9 protein-coding genes are annotated in these 18114 nt (G+C 41.6%); all 9 read right to left on the bottom strand.

What is annotated here, in order from left to right; translation table 11 throughout:
* Window positions 1–2: 2 nt before the first annotated feature.
* The 9 genes from NE848_RS03825 to NE848_RS03785 all read right to left on the bottom strand — a co-directional run bounded on the left by NE848_RS03825 (window position 3) and on the right by NE848_RS03785 (window position 17931).
* Window positions 3–1568: a glycoside hydrolase family 28 protein gene (locus NE848_RS03825; RefSeq protein WP_252110886.1), complete on the bottom strand. Its 1566-nt coding sequence runs from the start codon at window positions 1566–1568 to the stop codon at window positions 3–5.
* Between the two features lie 25 nt (window positions 1569–1593).
* Window positions 1594–3036 (bottom strand): glycoside hydrolase family 140 protein, encoded by a 1443-nt coding sequence (locus tag NE848_RS03820; RefSeq protein ID WP_252110885.1) that lies wholly within the window; start codon window positions 3034–3036, stop codon window positions 1594–1596.
* Window positions 3036–6167 carry a DUF6298 domain-containing protein gene (locus NE848_RS03815; RefSeq protein WP_252110884.1) on the bottom strand — a complete coding sequence of 1044 codons (3132 nt, stop codon included), beginning with the start codon at window positions 6165–6167 and terminating at the stop codon, window positions 3036–3038. The genes NE848_RS03820 and NE848_RS03815 overlap by 1 nt, the downstream gene beginning before the upstream one ends.
* A 137-nt stretch (window positions 6168–6304) precedes the next feature.
* Window positions 6305–7003: a DUF3826 domain-containing protein gene (locus NE848_RS03810; protein ID WP_252110883.1), complete on the bottom strand. Its 699-nt coding sequence runs from the start codon at window positions 7001–7003 to the stop codon at window positions 6305–6307.
* An 8-nt stretch (window positions 7004–7011) separates the two neighbouring features.
* Window positions 7012–8712, bottom strand: coding sequence for a polysaccharide lyase (locus NE848_RS03805; protein WP_252110882.1), 1701 nt, complete (start codon window positions 8710–8712; stop codon window positions 7012–7014).
* Between the two features lie 63 nt (window positions 8713–8775).
* On the bottom strand, window positions 8776–10881 hold the full coding sequence (locus NE848_RS03800) for a DUF3826 domain-containing protein (protein ID WP_252110881.1): 2106 nt from the start codon (window positions 10879–10881) through the stop codon (window positions 8776–8778).
* Window positions 10882–10970: 89 nt separating this feature from the next.
* Window positions 10971–12686, bottom strand: a complete 1716-nt coding sequence (locus tag NE848_RS03795) for a pectate lyase family protein (protein ID WP_252110880.1) — start codon at window positions 12684–12686, stop codon at window positions 10971–10973.
* 59 nt (window positions 12687–12745) lie between these two features.
* Window positions 12746–14719: a RagB/SusD family nutrient uptake outer membrane protein gene (locus NE848_RS03790; RefSeq protein WP_252110879.1), complete on the bottom strand. Its 1974-nt coding sequence runs from the start codon at window positions 14717–14719 to the stop codon at window positions 12746–12748.
* A 17-nt stretch (window positions 14720–14736) separates the two neighbouring features.
* Window positions 14737–17931, bottom strand: coding sequence for a SusC/RagA family TonB-linked outer membrane protein (locus NE848_RS03785; protein ID WP_252110878.1), 3195 nt, complete (start codon window positions 17929–17931; stop codon window positions 14737–14739).
* Window positions 17932–18114: the final 183 nt, after the last annotated feature.

Genomic DNA, 18114 nt, shown 5'->3' with positions numbered 1-18114 from the left:
GTTTAATTTTCAATGATTGCTTCTTCCGGCACATTATTCTCTGTAGTCATTAGACTCTTAACCTCTGGGAGGATATTATTCTGAAGAAATATATTCTCTGTTTTCTCTCCCGAAACCGAGAAATACTGGTCAAAAGGCTGAAAAATTGCGGCATTACTCAATACCAGGTTCCTGGCGTTTTCGATCTTTACAACAGGAGTGCTGTCAATAGGTTCTTCAGATTCCACGTTATCCAGTATAATATCTTCAGAATTGATGATCTCGAATGAAGGTCCCATTTCTGTGGTTACCGATACATCATGAAATTCCACATTTTTAGCTACAGAAATATAGAAACCTTCCTTAGCTTTAAAGTTGATATCGGAAAATGAGATGTTCTCCACGGGCATTTCTTCTATTCCCATAACCTTTCCCGCCACATTGATATCCTGCCCGGTGATCCCTGAAAAGTGAATATTTCTGAAGACTGGTGTCCTTTCCGAAACAGGTTCCACCTCTTTATTCTTGTCATAGAACATATTCATCATGATCGCCTCTTTCTGGATATTGTTCATCACTATATTGGAAACGCGAATATCCTCAACAATTCCGCCACGTCCACGGGCAGTTTTTAATCTTATCCCTCTATCGGTCCCGTCAAAGACGCAATTGGAAATTGTAACTTTCTTTATCCCACCAGACATCTCACTGCCAATTACAACTCCCCCATGGCCACTTAGCATGGTGCAATTGGTTATAGTCACATTTTCGGTTGGGGTAGCCCATTTCCTTCCATCGGCATCCCGACCGGACTTAATAGTGATACAGTCATCACCTACACTGATGTGACAGTCGGAGATATGCACATTCATACAGGATGTTGGGTTAATACCATCTGTATTTGGTGATTCCGGATTTGTTATAGTAACTCCGGTAATTCTAATATTATTACAGAAGGCAGGATTTACTGTCCAAAATGGGCTATTCTGAATGGTCACGCCTTCGATAAGAATATTCTCAGATTTGTAGGCCTGGAATAAAGGCGGACGGAAGAATTCCCAGCTCATGGTTCTCTGGTAATATTCAGAGGTTTCCAGCCCATTGTTCTGTTCTACCCACATTTTTTGAAACTTAGTCCTGGGCGGTTTTTCTTCCGCAGTTTCAATGCGATATAATTCCAACCACCACTTTCTACCCTGACCATCGATAGTTCCTCGACCGGTTATGGCAATATTCTCAACTTCATAAGCATAAATAAGCGGAGAAAAATTCTGCATTACCGTACCTTCCCAGCGCATTTCAACGAAGGGCAGGTAATGATTGAAATCATCAGAAAACCGCAAAACCGCCCCCGCGTCAAGATGCAGGGTAATATTGCTTTTCAGACGGATTGCACCGGTAAGATAATCCCCAGCTGGGAAATAGACTGTCCCCCCTCCTTTTTCAGAGGCCTCGTTTATGGCCGACTGAATGGTCTTGGTCAATAATTCTCCTTTTCCTTTGCTTCTTTCAGCAATATTTATCCAGTCAGTCTGTGCCAGAATTGATAAAGGGAATAATAAAATTATCGCTGCTATATATTTTCTCAAAGTACTACTTTGTAAATTCATAAAACTATTCTTTTTCTTCCAGGATAAGCACCCAGTCATTTCCATCTTCTTTTTCACCAGCCGGATCAAAAGTGTAAATATCCCCAGCTTTTTCAGGTTTGGCCTCCACGGGCTCTTTTTCTCCGGTTCGCGGATCATACCAACTGGCCTCGAAATCCTTAAATTTCAAATTCCGAGCGTTGATCTCAATATTTCTTCCGTTGTAAGTATAGACCATAGAGTACCCTTCGCCACTTGTAGACGGCATATAATCATATCTTTCTCCCTGGTTCGACACCAAAGCGCTATCCGGCTTTCTGCTGAAAAAAGGATACTCAAGCATCAGCTGCTTAATATATTGCATTTGTTTTGCCCCTGGATCATCAAGAGCGACGTCCCAGGCTTTTTTGTTACCATAGGCCCCCGTTTCTCCGCCTGCCGGATGCATTTGCATCACAGCGCTATGACCATAGGTAAATCCCGCAGCTCCTTCAAAAACCGACCAGTATGCATAACGCCTTATCTCAGGTGCTTTCCAGAACGGCTGAAGTGTATCGTGAAGCCCGTATGGGATCCCTTCATACGAAGGCTCTCCATCTAATGTTGGCTTTACAGGTTTCAGATTATAGTCGGTTCTCACGTAGCGCCAGTTGTCTTCCCCGTAATTTCTTTCAGTATCATCCTGGGCATATGTTCGGTGTCCGGACTGGAACATATTGAAATCTAACCAACTGGCATCATGGAACCAGTCTGATGAGTCATGTCTGCCTCGCGGATGAAAAGTGATCAATTTATCAGGATTATACTGATCCAGTGATTCCCCCAGGGCGTTCCATACATCGGTATACTCGTTCCCGAAGGTATCACCTCCATTCAGCCAGATAATATTGTGAGTATCCTTGTATCTTTCAGCAAGAAACTTCCCATATGCCTGAGCCTGCTCCTTTGTTACCCCACCATCCTTAACATTATTTCCCCATACAGGGACAAGAGCCATATAGATTCCGTGTTCTTCAGCAGTTTCTATTGCATAATCGATATGATCCCAGAAGTCATAAGCCAGTGAATCACTGAATTTAGAACCTTCAGTAACAATAGGCTCACTCACATTTTTATCTACAAGTGCGGTATCCTGATATACGTTCACGGCGTCCAGTGAATGCAACACCATGGCCTGGATCACATTATAGTCTTTAGCCTTCCTGTCTTCAATGTATTTTTTGATCTCTTCCCTGTCCAGGCGATTGAACATCAGCCAACCAGTATCTCCCAGCCAGAAAAAAGGCTTCCCATCTTCCTTCGCGAAGAAGCGTTGATTATCTGAAATTTTTAAAGGAGTAAGAGTCGTATCTTCTACTGCTTCAGCAGTTTCCTTCTCATCAGTATTTTTCTTAGCTTCCTGGCAGCCAATAACTCCAAGAATTGAAATAAGAAAACAAAGACTTTGTAATTTAAATTTTCGGTTCATCATTTATATTTTTCAATAAAAAAGATCTTTTCTGAATTATCCGGTTCAATATTTATAATAGTTCCCGCCTTTAAAACTTCCTCCTTTGTTGCAGTTCCATTTTCTGGATGAATTGTGTACAACTGATATTTCCCTTTATAATCTGAAAGGTCTACACTAAAGGTTTTTATCTGGTTGAGATAGAATAAATAGGATTTTCCCTCATTCTGAAGTGTCCATTTATCACTTTTATAATCTTCATTTTCCACGAAGCTCATTTCCGGAATTTCAGAATAGAAGGATTCCAGGGTAACTTTCGGGATAACAGGCAGCGAAGCAGTTGCCATCAACTGCGCCCAGCCAAAACGTGGGGCTCCGTTAGTGTTATAGAAAACAGCCTTTTCGGGAAATCGTTCACGATATTCCCTGATAGCCCGGTAAACAGAACGGCTGGATTCCTTGCCGGTCTCCATTTTTCTAGCATGCTGGCGAGGTGCCAGGTTCTTTCCGCCTTCTGGTGCATAGGTTTCACCGTTCTCGCGGTAATACCAGTATTTTATATCGATAACATCAATAACATCTGCACGGTCTTTATCTGCCAGGATGGCATCCTGGACATCTTTGGTAGCACTCAGACCAATTAATGCTTCGTTAGAGTGTTCAGCTTGCCAGGCCTTAATTTCATCTACCCAGAACTGCATAAAATGTAATGGTCCGGTATATTCCTCACTGGTGAACTGAACTACATTGCTCTGATCTTTAAAGTTCTCTAAAGATTTTCTGATATAAGCTTGATGTAGCTTACGCCGTTTTTCATTCGTTACATCATAGAACTGCCTGGCCATAAAAATGCGTTTGTCACCAGCATAAGGAGGAGGCTCTGGAAACCCCGTCTCGTTAATGTTATTGGCAGACCTCCAGGGAGAACTCGACCAGTGCGCACCCGCCTCCAGGATATTATGCTGAAAATACTGTTGATGAAACAAAATTTTTCCCTCCTGTTCTGCCAGTTCTGCAAATATTTGCAAACGCGACCAGTACCATGTATTATATTTCGTAAGATCATATTTACTCAAATGATCCCAGGCAGTCCCCTGACCGCTACGAGCAAAGGGCTGTTCATAAAAGGGTGGCCACGTATCAGTATCATACCTTCTAACCCGCTGATGATCGTCCATTCTACGGTCGTACCACAGTCCATAATTATGATTAAGGGCTACAATGTCATTTTCAACCATGTATGAGACCGTCTCATCCAGGTTATCGGTTAATCCTCTTCCTCTCTTTCCGGGTGCAAAACGGGTGATGTGCGGACTGGATTTTTGAACGTCCTCATCTCTGAGGCTTCCGCGCCACCACATCACATTTCTATGGTTTCCCGCAAGTAGGTCATTCTTGAAACTCAGAATCCCATTTTTGAAAGAAACGACTGAATTTTTCTTTTTTTCAGAAGTTTCTTCCGGCTGCTGTTTAAGCTTCTCATAGCTCAGTGCTTTTTCTGAATCGAATTCCAACGGTCTTCGTTCATCTACCTTACTTATCCATTCCTTTAAACTAGTGAGTTCAGTTTCCGCCTCCTGGGTGAGTTCTTCAGCTGCTTCTAAAGTAGGACTGGAAGAAGGTTCTGACCCAATCTCTAGAATATCAGGATCTAGCGGAAGCTTTTCAAAGCGTTTATCCAGCTGGGCATAAAATAGACTTCTGGGATTAATATGGCTGTTCACTTCTTTCCAGTGACCATTCCCGGAATACTGGCCCCATACCCCAAAAGCCCAGTTCTGAGCCGTAGGGGGACTCGGCACTTCCATTTTTGAGGCCGAACTTTCCCAAACTACCGAATTGGCAGCCGTCCAGCCAGAACCTCTTAATAACTGTCCCTGGTTGCTTAAACTAAGTGCTTCGCCATCTATATTCACCACATCAAAAAGGATTCCTGTGGCCCAGCTTCCAATTGCCCCGCTAAAACTATATGGCATATAAGCTTCACATTGCACAAAGGTGTTGGGTCCCGCAGTTCCGTAACCGCCAACGGCAAAATCGTGATAGCCATATTCTGAATAGCATCGCTGAAAAAGAGTTTGCTGACCTTCGGTATAAAAAGTATGTCTCCTGTAAGCAGCTATTTCAGATACAGGATGTTCTGAAATACAATCCTCCACTGTAACCTGGCTCCCCGTTTTGATAATATGTACGGCCCCACCGGCCATATTTTCAAAATTCACACGCCGTACCCAAATGTTTCTGGCATTTTCTACCGAAACACCAAGCCATCGATGTTGTTCATCCTTAGGATTATCTTTATTGTATTCTGATTTTATTTTAAGATTCTCTACTCCTGAGTTTTCTATTCTTCCCGGCCATTCATATTTTAAAACATACAGGCTGTCTTCTTTGGGGTTCAGGCTCATACTAAGCGGTGCACTAAGTTCTGTTATCCCTGACTCTGTTTTAATTATTTCCCGGTCCCAGCTTATATCCCAGTCTTCTGGCTTCCAGCCAATCCAGCCGGTCTCTCCTCCAAAATTATTCATCTGAAGAGTGTCCAGCCAGTGCTGTTCAAGTTTTTTTTGTATAAAAATCTTGTCGCAAGACTGCAGTTTTTCCGAAGAGATGTTAATTGATCTGGCTCCCAGCGGTATGAAGTCATTAGCCAGTTTAAGAGTATCAGTGATACGGATGTCCTTTTTTCCGAGAATCCTTATCATGGCTTCCCTTTTAACTCCGGTACCTAAAAGTACAGTTCCATCTGCATCAGTTGTATTTCCCGAACCACGCAGTACCACTCCCGATTTATTCAAATAGATAGTACCTTCAATATTAAAAGTTCCGGGTTCCAGAACAACCGCGCCCCGAAAGCCATTATTATTCGGTTTCAAACCAGAAACATAATCTACCGCTTGCTGAATTCTTTTAGTAGCGTCACCATCCACCGGAGAAACGGTTATTTTGGTGAGTACAGCTGGGATGCTTTCTGAAGACAATTTATAACCGCTATAAGAAAAATCAGGGATTTTATTGCCTAGTTTATCGGTAATGTAGGTAATATGCCCGTTTTCATCTCTTCCAATATCAGGATAATTCTGCTGTGCCTGCAGATTTAAACCGGCAATAAAAAAGATAAAAAGAATAACGATGCTGCTTTGAAATTTCATTCAGTATACTATTGTGTTTCTGCTATCTAGATAGATTTTAGATATATTTCAGATCACAAAATACATCAATGATTGCATTCATCCATCCTGTACATACTGCTCCCATGGGAATTAGAAATATATCGATGCCTATTTGATCAGTGTACCCATTCCTTTTCCGGGTTTGCTTTATCCCAGGCTTTGCTAAGTTTTCCAAAATCGTGGCCCTGAGAAGCAATATAATTGTTAATTATTCCACGATATTTATCCCACCATTGGTTTTGTCCTTCCTTATCGATTGCCAGCATGGCATTTTCCCTGCCTTCAACCAGTAAGGCAAGGATATGGGATTTTTCAGCTGGTTTTAATGCGGAAACAATTTCCAGATACATTGCATGAAAATTGGGCAAGGCATCATGGGTTAAACCGTCTTTGACCCGCTCAACCTGATACGGCGTTAGATCTTCTTCAAGCTGATCAACATATTTTCTTTTTAAAGGAAGGTATCTATCTCTTGCAATCTCATAGGCTTTAACGATCAAAGAATCCCGGGTTTTTGATCCGTCGTTATAACTATTTTCAATAGCATTCAATGACAGCCTTCTCTGTTCCAGAATCACTTCCAGTTCGTCAAGATAGAGCACTGTAGCTTTTATAAGTCTGGTTGTCTTATCGCTCTCACTAAACCTCATTCTGTTTAATATGCTGGAGGCAAACTCCTGATGACCGGCATTATTCTCCTGGGCAATCGCACCTTTAAAAGATACCGTTCCCAGAAAGATAACTAATAGGAAGAGCAGATTTTCAGGTTTCAAATCACCTAAAGATCTGCTCTTTAAATTAATGCAATTATTCATTTTATGGCTTACTTCTTAAATGGTTCCAATCCATTTTTTAGTTTGGCCAAAGTATCAACATTGTTCTCAAGATTGGTCCAGTCTACCTCTTTGGTAGGATCTATTCCATTGATATATTTTTCAATATTGGTATATCCGCTAGCATTCATATCCTTTGCAGCATCTGAGGGATCATTAGGGTCTAACCCGTATTTCTTTTCCCAGGCATCAGGCATTCCATCCTTATCAGAGTCCTTATAGGGCTTTCCATTATATTCGGGATAACCACCTACCTGTTCAGGTCTTGTAATGATTCCCTTTTTATAGGAATCTGCCGGTAGTCTGCGATTAATGAATTCAGTACCGATCTCTGTTTCGAGTCCGTCAGGCGCATTTATCTTCCCGGTTCTTACGTTTTCAATAACACGCTTATCTACCGCATCCCTCTTTGGAAGTGTAGCTCCGGCATTATCAAGGACAAAATCGTAAGCTTTTTGGGCCGACATGATATACACATTTTGAATTGGGAACATTTTTTCCTGTCTGATATATTCAAAACGTTGCTTTTCCTCTTCTGTCGGCGTATCTTCAAGTTGTACTCCGCCATTCCAGTTATCCTGGGTAACCTTTGGATTTCCTTCTAGGTAGTTTCCCGCTACATAGGCTCTACCGTAGGTTTTGGGGTCTAGATAACCAGACTCAGGCTTTAGAATACGATAACTGATTGGTTCATCCTTAGGAGTAATCGGTCCGGGCTTAAAGTAATTGTTTATGATGTTGAACATGGAGCGATAATCGCCGCCATCTATAGAGCGGTTCCACCAGTTAAACAACACATTATTTACAAAATTAAAGCTACCATACATTCCAACTGATGGATTTCTTGAAATATTATTTGCCCACAGGTTACGAACAAAGGTGCTGTTCAAACCTCCAATGGTACTGCCAAAAGCATGGTTATAAGTGTCGAGTCCTTCAGAAGAAATACTGTTCTGAATGGTAAGGTTTGAAGTTGGGAGTTTTTCACGATCTGAATTCTTGTTCGCTTTGAACATGTTCCTGTAAAGGGACATATTTTCATCGAGTCCCCAGCTGGCCGAAACATGATCTATGATTACATTTCCCATGGGAGAACCTCCAAGGGCGTCATCCCGCCTTGTAACATCGGTAGCACCTCTACGGAAACGCATATGGCGTACAATCACATCATGAGTGTCAATTTTAAAAGTTTCACCAGCTACACAAACCCCGTCACCCGGAGCTGTTTGTCCGGCAATAGTAACATAAGGCGCCCTGATACTTATAGGCTTTTCCAGTTGAATGATCCCTGCAACGTTAAAAACGATAGTTCGGGCTCCGCCAGCTTCACAGGCTTCCCTTAGGGTTCCAGGACCACTATCGGCCAGGCTGGACACTACATAAACTTTCCCACCTCTTCCTCCCGGAGTAAAGGAACCACCTCCTTCTGCGCCAGGGAAAGCCGGAATATCAGCCTTTATAAAGTCACCGGGATAAGAGGCCCATGGTAGATAAGGACGTCCTTCTTTAGCTTCTTCCCTAACAATAGGATAAACTTGAGTCTTCCATAATTCCTGTAATCTTTCTTCCTCCTCTGCCATTCGGGCATCAGTCTCGGCCTGCAGCTCTTCGGGGATTTCGGGATATTGTGCCACTCCTTCAAAAGCAAGCAAAGAAAAAAGTGCAAAGCTAAAATATTTCAGAGTTTTCATTTTTCTGTATTTTAAATTGAAATCAACAAAAAGAAGATTTTACCCATCAGGAAAATCATAAATTTAACTGATGGTATCGATGTTGTTACCAAGGTTACGGTAATTGATTTTTTCTTGTGGATCAGTTCCATTCAGAAATTCTTCAATATTTGTATAACCATCGCCATCAGTATCTTTGGATCCATCATTTGAATCCTTAGGATTAAGACTATGCTTCTTTTCCCATTCATCAGGCATTCCGTCACCATCAGTATCAACTGGTACTTCTTCAGGATTGAATGTCAAAGTTGGATAACCACCAACCTCGTCAACATCTTTAATTATTCCGGTTTCAGTCATCGGTTTCCCGCTACGTACCATTTCGGTAACACGAGCGTCAACAGCATCACGTTTAGGTAAAGTGGCCCCGGCCTTTTCCAATACCGATTCATAAGCAGCTTCGGCTGTTTGGTGTGGCGCTACCGGCCATCCTACAAATGGGGTATTCACTCGCGCAAGTTCTTTAAGTTTGTCCACATTAGGTGAATTCTCGTCAAGGCCGCGCACACCTTCCCAGTTGTTATTGGTCACCATTTCGTTGTCATGCATGACGTTACCCGCAATGTACCATTTTCCGGGACGGTCTGGAGCTTCTTCATACCAGTTGCCTTCGGCCCAGGCACTACCGGGGGAATACATATGTCTTTTATCTATACGGGCTAATATGGAGCGCATATTGTCATTAGTAGCAGGACCTGGTTTATAATAGTTGTTAATAAGATTGACCATAGAAGTTTCATCTCCACCATCAGTGGTACGATGCTGCCAGTTAAAAACAACATTATAACGGAAATCAAAAGCCCCAGACATACCTATTGACGGATTTCGGGCTGTGTTACTTGCGAAAAGATTGTGATGGAAGGTTGAGGGGTTTCCTCCCCAGGTACCGCCAAAAGCATGTCCTTTGGCATCGAGGGCTTCACTCGAAATAGTCCATTGAATGGTAATATACTCTGAAGGATCTTTGATGCGGGTGGTACCATCTGCAGATGCCCTCATATGCCGGTAAAGCGATATATTTTCGTCCATGCCCCAACTGGTAGAACAATGGTCTATGATAATGTGATGATCTGGATTACCGCCAATATTGTCATCTCCCTGTCCACCGGAAGCAACGCCACGGCGTACCCGAAGGTGGCGGATAATAACATTATGTGTATTGATATTAAGTGTACCGGCAACGCAAATTCCGTCACCAGGAGCAGATTGGCCTGCAATGGTGATATCTGGATCATCGATATTTAGGTCGCCATCAATTTTGATCGTACCCGCCACACGGAAAACAACTATACGAGGACCCTTTGCTTCTAAGGCAGCACGAAGACTACCAGGGCCACTATCATTAAGATTTGTAACAGCCAGTACTTTGCCGCCACGGCCTCCACTTGTAAACATTCCGCCCCCCCAGGCTCCAGGAAAGGCAGGAATCACCTCTTCAGGCAAACGTGGAGGATGGGGAGGTTGCTTTCCAGCTTCTTGAGCGTCCCGCTCCTTTATTCTCTTTTGCCATTCCTCTCCTGCCTTTGCTAAATCATAACCACGTTCTGAAAGGTAATTATTTATTCTTCCTTTGTACTTTCCAAACCACCAGTGCTTTTTATGAGAAGAACCTGCATCCATTGCATGTTCCCGGGCTTCAACCAAATTGTTATAAATAAATTCCTTTTCCTCTTCTGTTAACTGAGGTAACATATCCAGAAATGCAGCATAGGTTTTGGGAACAACAGAGTAGGTCATCCCATCCTTAACCTGTGCGACCTGTTCTTGGGTAAGCTCTTTGTTCAGGTCTTTAACATAGGATTTATGGAGGCTGGCTATTTCTTCCTCCGCCTCTTCTTTTAATTCGGCTATTTTCTCTTCCTTTTCTGCTTCAGCCAGCTCACTATTTTTTATTTTTTCAATTTGCGCGTCTCTTCCATCCTGGATCCAGCTAAGATTTCTATACTGTCCAGCTATAAGATCTCTCACCTCTCGTTCCTTTTCAGCAGACTCCAGATCCATTTCATCTACTATTTTCTGAGCACGATCATTGGTCACTTTTACATACTCAGGATCAAAATCTTTTTGGGCTCCGCAAGCGGTCACAACCAATGCGAAAAACGCACCTATAAATACTCTAAACAATTTCATAACTCTTTTTTAAAACTCTCCATAAAAATTCAAATCCCTGCCCTACTTAATTAAAGGCAGGACAAGAAATTTGAACCCTCCAACAAAAACTAATCTTTATACTTGTTTATACCATCTGGCAACTCAGACAGTGTATCTTCATTATTTTCAAGGTCTTTCCAGTCTGTATTATTTCCAGGATCAATTCCGTTGATATACATTTCTATATTAGTATACCCATCATTGTCCATATCTTCTTTGGCATCGGAATAATCCTTTGGATCCAGCCCTACAGATTTTTCATAAGTATCCGGCATTCCGTCTTTATCCGTGTCGGTATATGGATTTCCTTTATATTCTGGATAACCTCCTACCTGTTTGATATCGGTAATAATTCCTCTTTTATAGGAATCGGGTTCTAGACGTCTGTGTTCGAACTGATAGAAAGATTCAGGATCCAGGCCTTTTTCATATATAGCCTCCCCGGTTCTAACTGTTTTAATAACCCTCACATCCACAGGATCCCTTTTAGGCAAGGTAGCTCCTGCATTATTCAGGACATAAGAATAAGCATCTTTGGTGGGCATAATCTCAAACCATGGACGTGGAAGCGGTTCTTCCGCTTTCATAAAAGGAAAATACTCCTTTGCTTCTTCGTAGGTCATTAGATCACCGTCCTTACCTTCCATTTGTACTCCTCCCTTCCAGTTATTTTCACTAACCTCGGGAAAACCCTCCACTATATTACCATGAACATAAGCCAGACCGAATTTAAGGGTGTCCAGATCGCTTAAGCCTGCTTCTGGCTTCAGAATACGGTATGCTATTGGTTCATCTTTAGGAGTAATAGGACCCGGTTTATAATAATTATTGATAATATTGAATTTGGCCTTGTAGTCACCTCCATCTGTAGTACGGTGACTCCAGTTATACACTACATTATTGGCAAAGTTGAATATACCATTCCATCCAATTGAAGGATTTCTTCCGGCATTACTAGCCCAGAGATTTCTCATAAAAGAGCAATTCTCTCCCCCGAGTGTACTTCCAAGTGAGTGATTGTATGTATCCAGATCTTCTGAAAAAATACTGTTCTGGATAGTTACATTAACTGTTGCAAGTTTCTCTTCCGGATAATCGGCTCCGGGACTGTACATGTGCCTGTAAATAGACATATTCTCATCTAAGCCCCAGCTGGCAGAAACATGATCTATCATGATATTTCCAACGGGATTTCCCCCTATAGCATCATCACGTCTTCCCACGAAGGTTTCTCCGCGCCGAAAACGCATATGCCTTATTACGACGTCATGAGTGTCTACCCATACGGTCTCTCCGGCAACAACAACCCCGTCACCCGGAGCGGTTTGCCCAGCTATTGTTATATAAGGTGCCCTTATGATGAGCGGCGTTTTTAACTTTATGATTCCAGCAACATTAAATACCACTGTACGTGCACCTCCTTTTTCGCAGGCCCATCTTAGACTTCCGGGGCCACTATCGGCAAGATTGGTAACCGTATAAACTTCACCACCTCTTCCTCCAAAACTATACATACCTCCACCCTGAGCGCCAGGAAATGCAGGTATTTTGGCCTGTGGAAGATCTATGGGCCTGAAGGCCCAGGGCACATAAGGCTTCCCTTCTTTAGCTTCCTTTCTTACTACTTTCACTGCTTCCTTCCACACACTATCTGAATGCCTGTAAGCTTCTTCTTTTATAGCTTTTTCTCTCGCCCTATCCTCTTCTGTTAGATCGGGATACTGGGCATACATATTCATGGTACAGATAGTTAAGCTTAAAAGGAAAATTGTTCTTCTTATCATAACTTTTTTTAATGCTAAAATTTAAAAGCTGCCACCGGTTCACGGTGGCAGCTTTCTGGCTAATTGCTGTAATCTAGTTCTCCGGCGAGGGGATCAAAACTTCCTCCCCAGCCTTCGGTTTGTTCCAGGTATGGAGCACTATCCATTACATCCTGAGGGAAACCGTAGAAATAATATTCATTATACCAGGTAAATTCAAAATCTGTAGGATCCATATCATCCTTGATTCTTACTTCGAAGTAATTTTCATATAAATAATCCAAATATTCTTCATGAGAAGTAATACCTTCAGGATAGGTCTCAGGCTCACGTGGTACCACCGGTGCATCACTGCCTAAGAACGGATCTTCATCCCCTACGTAAGGCTCACCGCTTTCATCCAGAGCAACATACACCAATCCCTGTCTTCTGGTTCCATTAATTGGCTCCAAACCTAAACGGCTTACAGTACCATAATCGTCATTGAATAATAACCATCTTCTTAGGTCATCATGTCTCTTACCTTCATAGGCAAACTCTATCGCTCTTTCTTTAAGAATAGCTCCAAAAAGCTCATCCCTACCATTAACATCAGCCAAACCATACTGACCATCTAAGTTTTCTACTCCGGCTCTTTCACGTATTTGCATCAGGATCTGTTTTGCCTCATCCAGTCTGCCAATACCTACGGCAGATTCAGCGACATTCATAAGTACCTGGGTGAATCTTAACTCCATCCAGTCTGTACCACTCCTTCTAAAATTATTATCACTAGATGCATTAGGATCGGTCCATTTCTTAATATATATCCCGGCAGGTTTAAAACCGTCACCTGTTACTTCTCCAGGAATGTTCGCGCTAGTGTCTTCATCTTCATACCATCTGTATTCCCAAGAGATAAAATCTTCATCTTCGGCATAAGGCCATCTTGATCCATTATAAGCAAAAGTTGCATAGAATCTTGGATCACGATTCTTGTAAAATTTCTGAAGATCATAATCATAATTTGGTGATTCTCCTATTGGCTTACCATCGGCCATTGGGAAGAAATCCATTGTATTCTTAGTTGGAACCAAGAATGGGAATCCGCCGGCGTCCCGGGATCTCGAAGTCCACTCCTGACCATTCCAGAAATCAAGATCTTCTGTAGTTACGTTATTATAACCATATATGATGACAGCTTCCGGGTTTCCTACTTCAGTTAACCACATTTCGTCCCATTCACCCTGCCACATTCCAAAACCATTTGACTCAAGAATATTTTTTGCCTCAACGTTAGCATCATAGGCTAACTGCCATCTTTGGGTATCATCACTTCGGTTAAACTGAGGGCTAGCCCATAATGTAAGTGCCTGACCCTTAACTGCAGCGGCAGCTCCGCTGGTAATACGACCCCATTGATCATCTGGCCAGCGACCCGGTAGTAACTCTATTGCCGTATCAAGATCTGAAAGCGCCTGTTCCAGGGTCTCTGCCGAGGTACTTCTAGGGATTTGATTGTTTCCACCTTCTACAATTGGGTTCAAAGGTTCAAGAGCCAGTGGCACGCCTCCATAAAATCTTAATAGATCAAAATACTGCCATCCTCTCCAGAAATACATTTGTCCTTTAAGGTGGTTTTTATCTTCCTCTGATATACCATTCTGTCCATCAATGCCTTCAAGAAATAAATTTATCGACTTTATTCTCGTATAAGTGTAATTTCTTAAACTTGTACTTATACGCTCTCCTATATACTCCATAGCATGGTTGTTGACAGGAGATATTTGCGCCCACACCTGGTTCCATCTGGTTCGTCCAGGAGATTCATCACTTGTCCTTACCAGATCATCAGCCCTGGCGATATCCCACCAGGCTGGTGCCTGTCCACCTCCAGGGAAGAACTGTCGGTAGGTATAATCTACATAAGCCGAGGCGGTCTCGTAATTTTCAAAAACGTCCTCATTCATTCCTGAAAAGTCTTTCTTTTCCTCAAGAAAATCATCACTACAACTCATTACCGCGAGACCGATCATCGCACAGGCAATAAGTTTTGTTCTGTTAATTATATTCATTTTCATATTTTTTTTTTTTAAAAAGTAACGTTTAAACCTAAAGAAAAGGTTCTCAATACCGGATAATTTTGCCAGTTTCCGAAATTATTGAAGTGATCATTAGGATTATAAAGATTCAAAGGATTAAGAGCCGTAAAGTTAAGGTTCGCATTTTCAATATTTAGCGACTCACTTACTGTACGCGGCAGCCTATATCCTAACGTGACATTTCTAACCGCCATACTAAAGGCGCTTTGTTCCCAGAACTGAGATCTCCTGAAATTAATATTAGTAAAGGCTGGATTAGGCATTGTTCCATCGGGATTTAACTGTGGATCATAAATATCATTCCAGTCTTTTGGAAGATTACTAAAGTTCCTTGCAATATTACTATTAAGGGCATCCTTAGCTGCATATTCACTCCAACCGCCAAAAGACCCTGCGACAACTGCGTTGAAGCTTAAATCTTTCCATCGGAATTTCAGAGTTGTTCCAAAACCATAATGGTTCTGCTCTTTATCTGCAAGTTTGATCTGGTCATTCTCATCGATAATTCCATCTGGCTCTGCAAATTCCCCGTCCCCAAGGTATTCACCTCTAACGTCTCTATAATACAAAGTTCCGGGTTCAAGATCATCTACAGAAGTACCAAATACTTCCTGAATGTTATATTCCTCTACATAAGCATCAATCTCATCCTGATCTTCGAACATCCCAAGATAATCATATCCATAAACTCCAAAATCTGTAGATTCATTAGGCTTGGCGAACCATGGTTTCAATATGTCCTCATCATTGAAGTTCCCTACTTTCATCTTATTATCGTTCCATGAGAACCTGGCGTCAATTCCATATGAAAAATCATCTCCAATTCTGTCATTCCAACCAACACCAATCTCATATCCGTAGAAATTCACTTCAGCAAAATTCTCTGCAGCCAAAGTACCTCCTACTGTGAAAGGCACATTACCAATTCTTTCGAGCAGGATATTAGTTCCTTCATTATAGAATAATTCAATGGTAGAAGTTAAACGGTTATCAAGGAATCTAGCATCGAATCCAAGGTTATTTTTAAAGTCATCACTCCAGGTAGCCGCCCTGTTTGGTGATGCTTCAGCCTTAACACCAACAGTTACAGGACCACCTCCGCCTAATACGATACCATTTCCGTACTGGTAAGTATAACGCTGTCTCCATAACCATGGCTTTGTATCATCTTTACCAAGTAAACCAACTGAGTATCTAATTTTGAAGAAATCAACCCAGTCTGCAGTGAAAAAATCTTCACGAGAAAGGATCCATCCAGCAGATAATGAATAGAAATCACCCCAATAATTCTCTGGTGCAAATTTAGTGGATGCGTCAGTCCTATATAAGAATTCAAATAGATAACGATCATCATACTGATAATTTAAACGACCAATATATGATAATGAACCTGCTTCATTTGTAAAATCTCTAACGTTTGGCGCACCAAAGGCTGTTCTAAAAGTTCCGTTTGAATCCTGAAGTGGATCATCAATAGCTGCATCTTCCTGAAAAGCTTCAGATTCTGAGCGTTCCATAGAAAACAATCCACTTACGCTATGTTTTCCGAAGTCATTCGCATACGATATGGTACCATTGAATTGTTCCAACAGTGAAGTAATATTAGACTTTCGTATTTCGTTACCGTTTTCAAACCTGCGAGGATCTCCAACTGTACCCTGCTCATATATATGATGATTATCGCCTCCTCTATCAACAATTTCGTACAGATTATAGAAAGTTCCCAGACGGTTGTTTCTCGAATGTCCCATGCTACGTCCATACCTGGCGCTAAGTTTTAATCCCTCAACAAAAGGAACTGCATATTCAGCATCCAGGTTTATACGCATATCATTTGAGCGGTCGTGGGTGGTATTACCGAGTCTCTGTATCTCATAATAATGATAAGCCTCTCTACTACCTGCACTAGGAAGCCTTACCGGGAATCCGTTAACATAAGGCGGTAAGTATGGAGGAGCAAGAAGCAGATTACGATAATCGTTCTCCGGGTTCTCACCTCCAATTTTACTAAACACTCTGTCTTCATTTGTAAAATTACCCGACAATTGCAGCCCAACATTTAAACCATTAGCAACATTAACATCGGTTCCCGCTCTAAAGGTGAATCTATCATAATCAATAGGCCCAAGATTACCGTCCTGTGTATAATAAGAAACACCTCCAAAATAAGTGGCAAGATCACTACCTCCACTTACGTTAAGGGTATGTCTCTGAGTTGTTGAAGAAGACCAGGCATCCTCAAGCCAGTCGTAACTGTTATTTCTAAAATATTCCAATTCATCCTGAGAAAAGAAACTGTTTTCCTCGCTTGGATCTCTATCTCTTCCATTAGGACCATTTAAAATATTATAATACTGAGCATACTCATAAGCATTCAATACTTCAGTACGCTGCTGTTCATCACTTATACCATAAGAACCTGAGTATGAAAATCTTGGCGCTCCTTCTTTACCTCTTTTAGTTGTAACCACAACAACTCCATTAGAGGCTCTGGATCCATATACTGCCGCTGCAGCATCCTTTAATATAGAGATACTTTCTACTTCTGAAGCATCCAGACTATTAAAATAAGAATTATCATTTCTACCCTGAGCATCCAACTGTAGCACCCCATCGATAACATATAACGGTTGAAGATCACCACCATCCTTAGATAAGGTAATTGGATTTCTAATTGTTAATTGTGCCGCTGTTCCTGGCCTGGTAGATCCACCTGAGACTCCTACCCCCAGAATTCTTCCAGATAATGCTGTTCCCAGATCACCAACTGGTAATTGATTAATCTCCTCTATATCAACCGTTTCCACAGCTCCGGTAAGGTGCTCTCGTTTTTGTTCACCATACCCCACAACTACCACGTCATCTAGTTGCTCACTGTCCTCTACCATAGTAACATCAATATTAGACTCAGTCCCCACCTGTCTTTCAACTGTTTTCATTCCTATAAATGAAAAAGTAAGAACATCTGTTCCGAATGCCCTGATTGAATAATGACCTTCTTCATCGGTCACCACACCATTATTAGTTCCTTTTACTATTACGTTTACTCCCTGAATTGCTTCCCCGGCATTGTCAACAACATTCCCTGTAATCGTGCGTTGATCACTTAGATCCTGGGAATGAGCAGTAATTCCTGCAAATGCAAAAATCAGCAGTACGTATAGTCTTGTAATTCCTTGTTTCATACGTAATTCTCTTTTGTTAATAGTTAATTTTAGTTAATTAGCTTGCTTTTTTAAAAATTAATTTTTCAATCGATTGCGTTAATTCTATGTGTCTTTTAAATTCATGTTTAAATATACCTAGTATATGTTGTGGGGGTATCCTGCACTATACTGCTTTGCAAAAATATTGAGACAAATTTTTAC

Origin of the sequence: Gramella jeungdoensis (assembly GCF_023805255.1) — a bacterium.
Classification (GTDB): Bacteria; Bacteroidota; Bacteroidia; order Flavobacteriales; family Flavobacteriaceae; genus Christiangramia; species Christiangramia jeungdoensis.
This window is presented reverse-complemented; position numbering and strand designations above follow the sequence as displayed.

Excerpts from the sequence above, each read along its gene's own strand:
- NE848_RS03785 (WP_252110878.1), bottom strand. The coding sequence starts at position 17,931 with ATGAAACAAGGAATTACAAGACTATACGTACTGCTGATTTTTGCATTT.
- NE848_RS03800 (WP_252110881.1), bottom strand. The coding sequence starts at position 10,881 with ATGAAATTGTTTAGAGTATTTATAGGTGCGTTTTTCGCATTGGTTGTG.
- NE848_RS03790 (WP_252110879.1), bottom strand. The coding sequence starts at position 14,719 with ATGAATATAATTAACAGAACAAAACTTATTGCCTGTGCGATGATCGGT.
- NE848_RS03805 (WP_252110882.1), bottom strand. The coding sequence starts at position 8,712 with ATGAAAACTCTGAAATATTTTAGCTTTGCACTTTTTTCTTTGCTTGCT.
- NE848_RS03810 (WP_252110883.1), bottom strand. The coding sequence starts at position 7,003 with ATGAATAATTGCATTAATTTAAAGAGCAGATCTTTAGGTGATTTGAAA.
- NE848_RS03820 (WP_252110885.1), bottom strand. The coding sequence starts at position 3,036 with ATGAACCGAAAATTTAAATTACAAAGTCTTTGTTTTCTTATTTCAATT.
- NE848_RS03815 (WP_252110884.1), bottom strand. The coding sequence starts at position 6,167 with ATGAAATTTCAAAGCAGCATCGTTATTCTTTTTATCTTTTTTATTGCC.
- NE848_RS03795 (WP_252110880.1), bottom strand. The coding sequence starts at position 12,686 with ATGATAAGAAGAACAATTTTCCTTTTAAGCTTAACTATCTGTACCATG.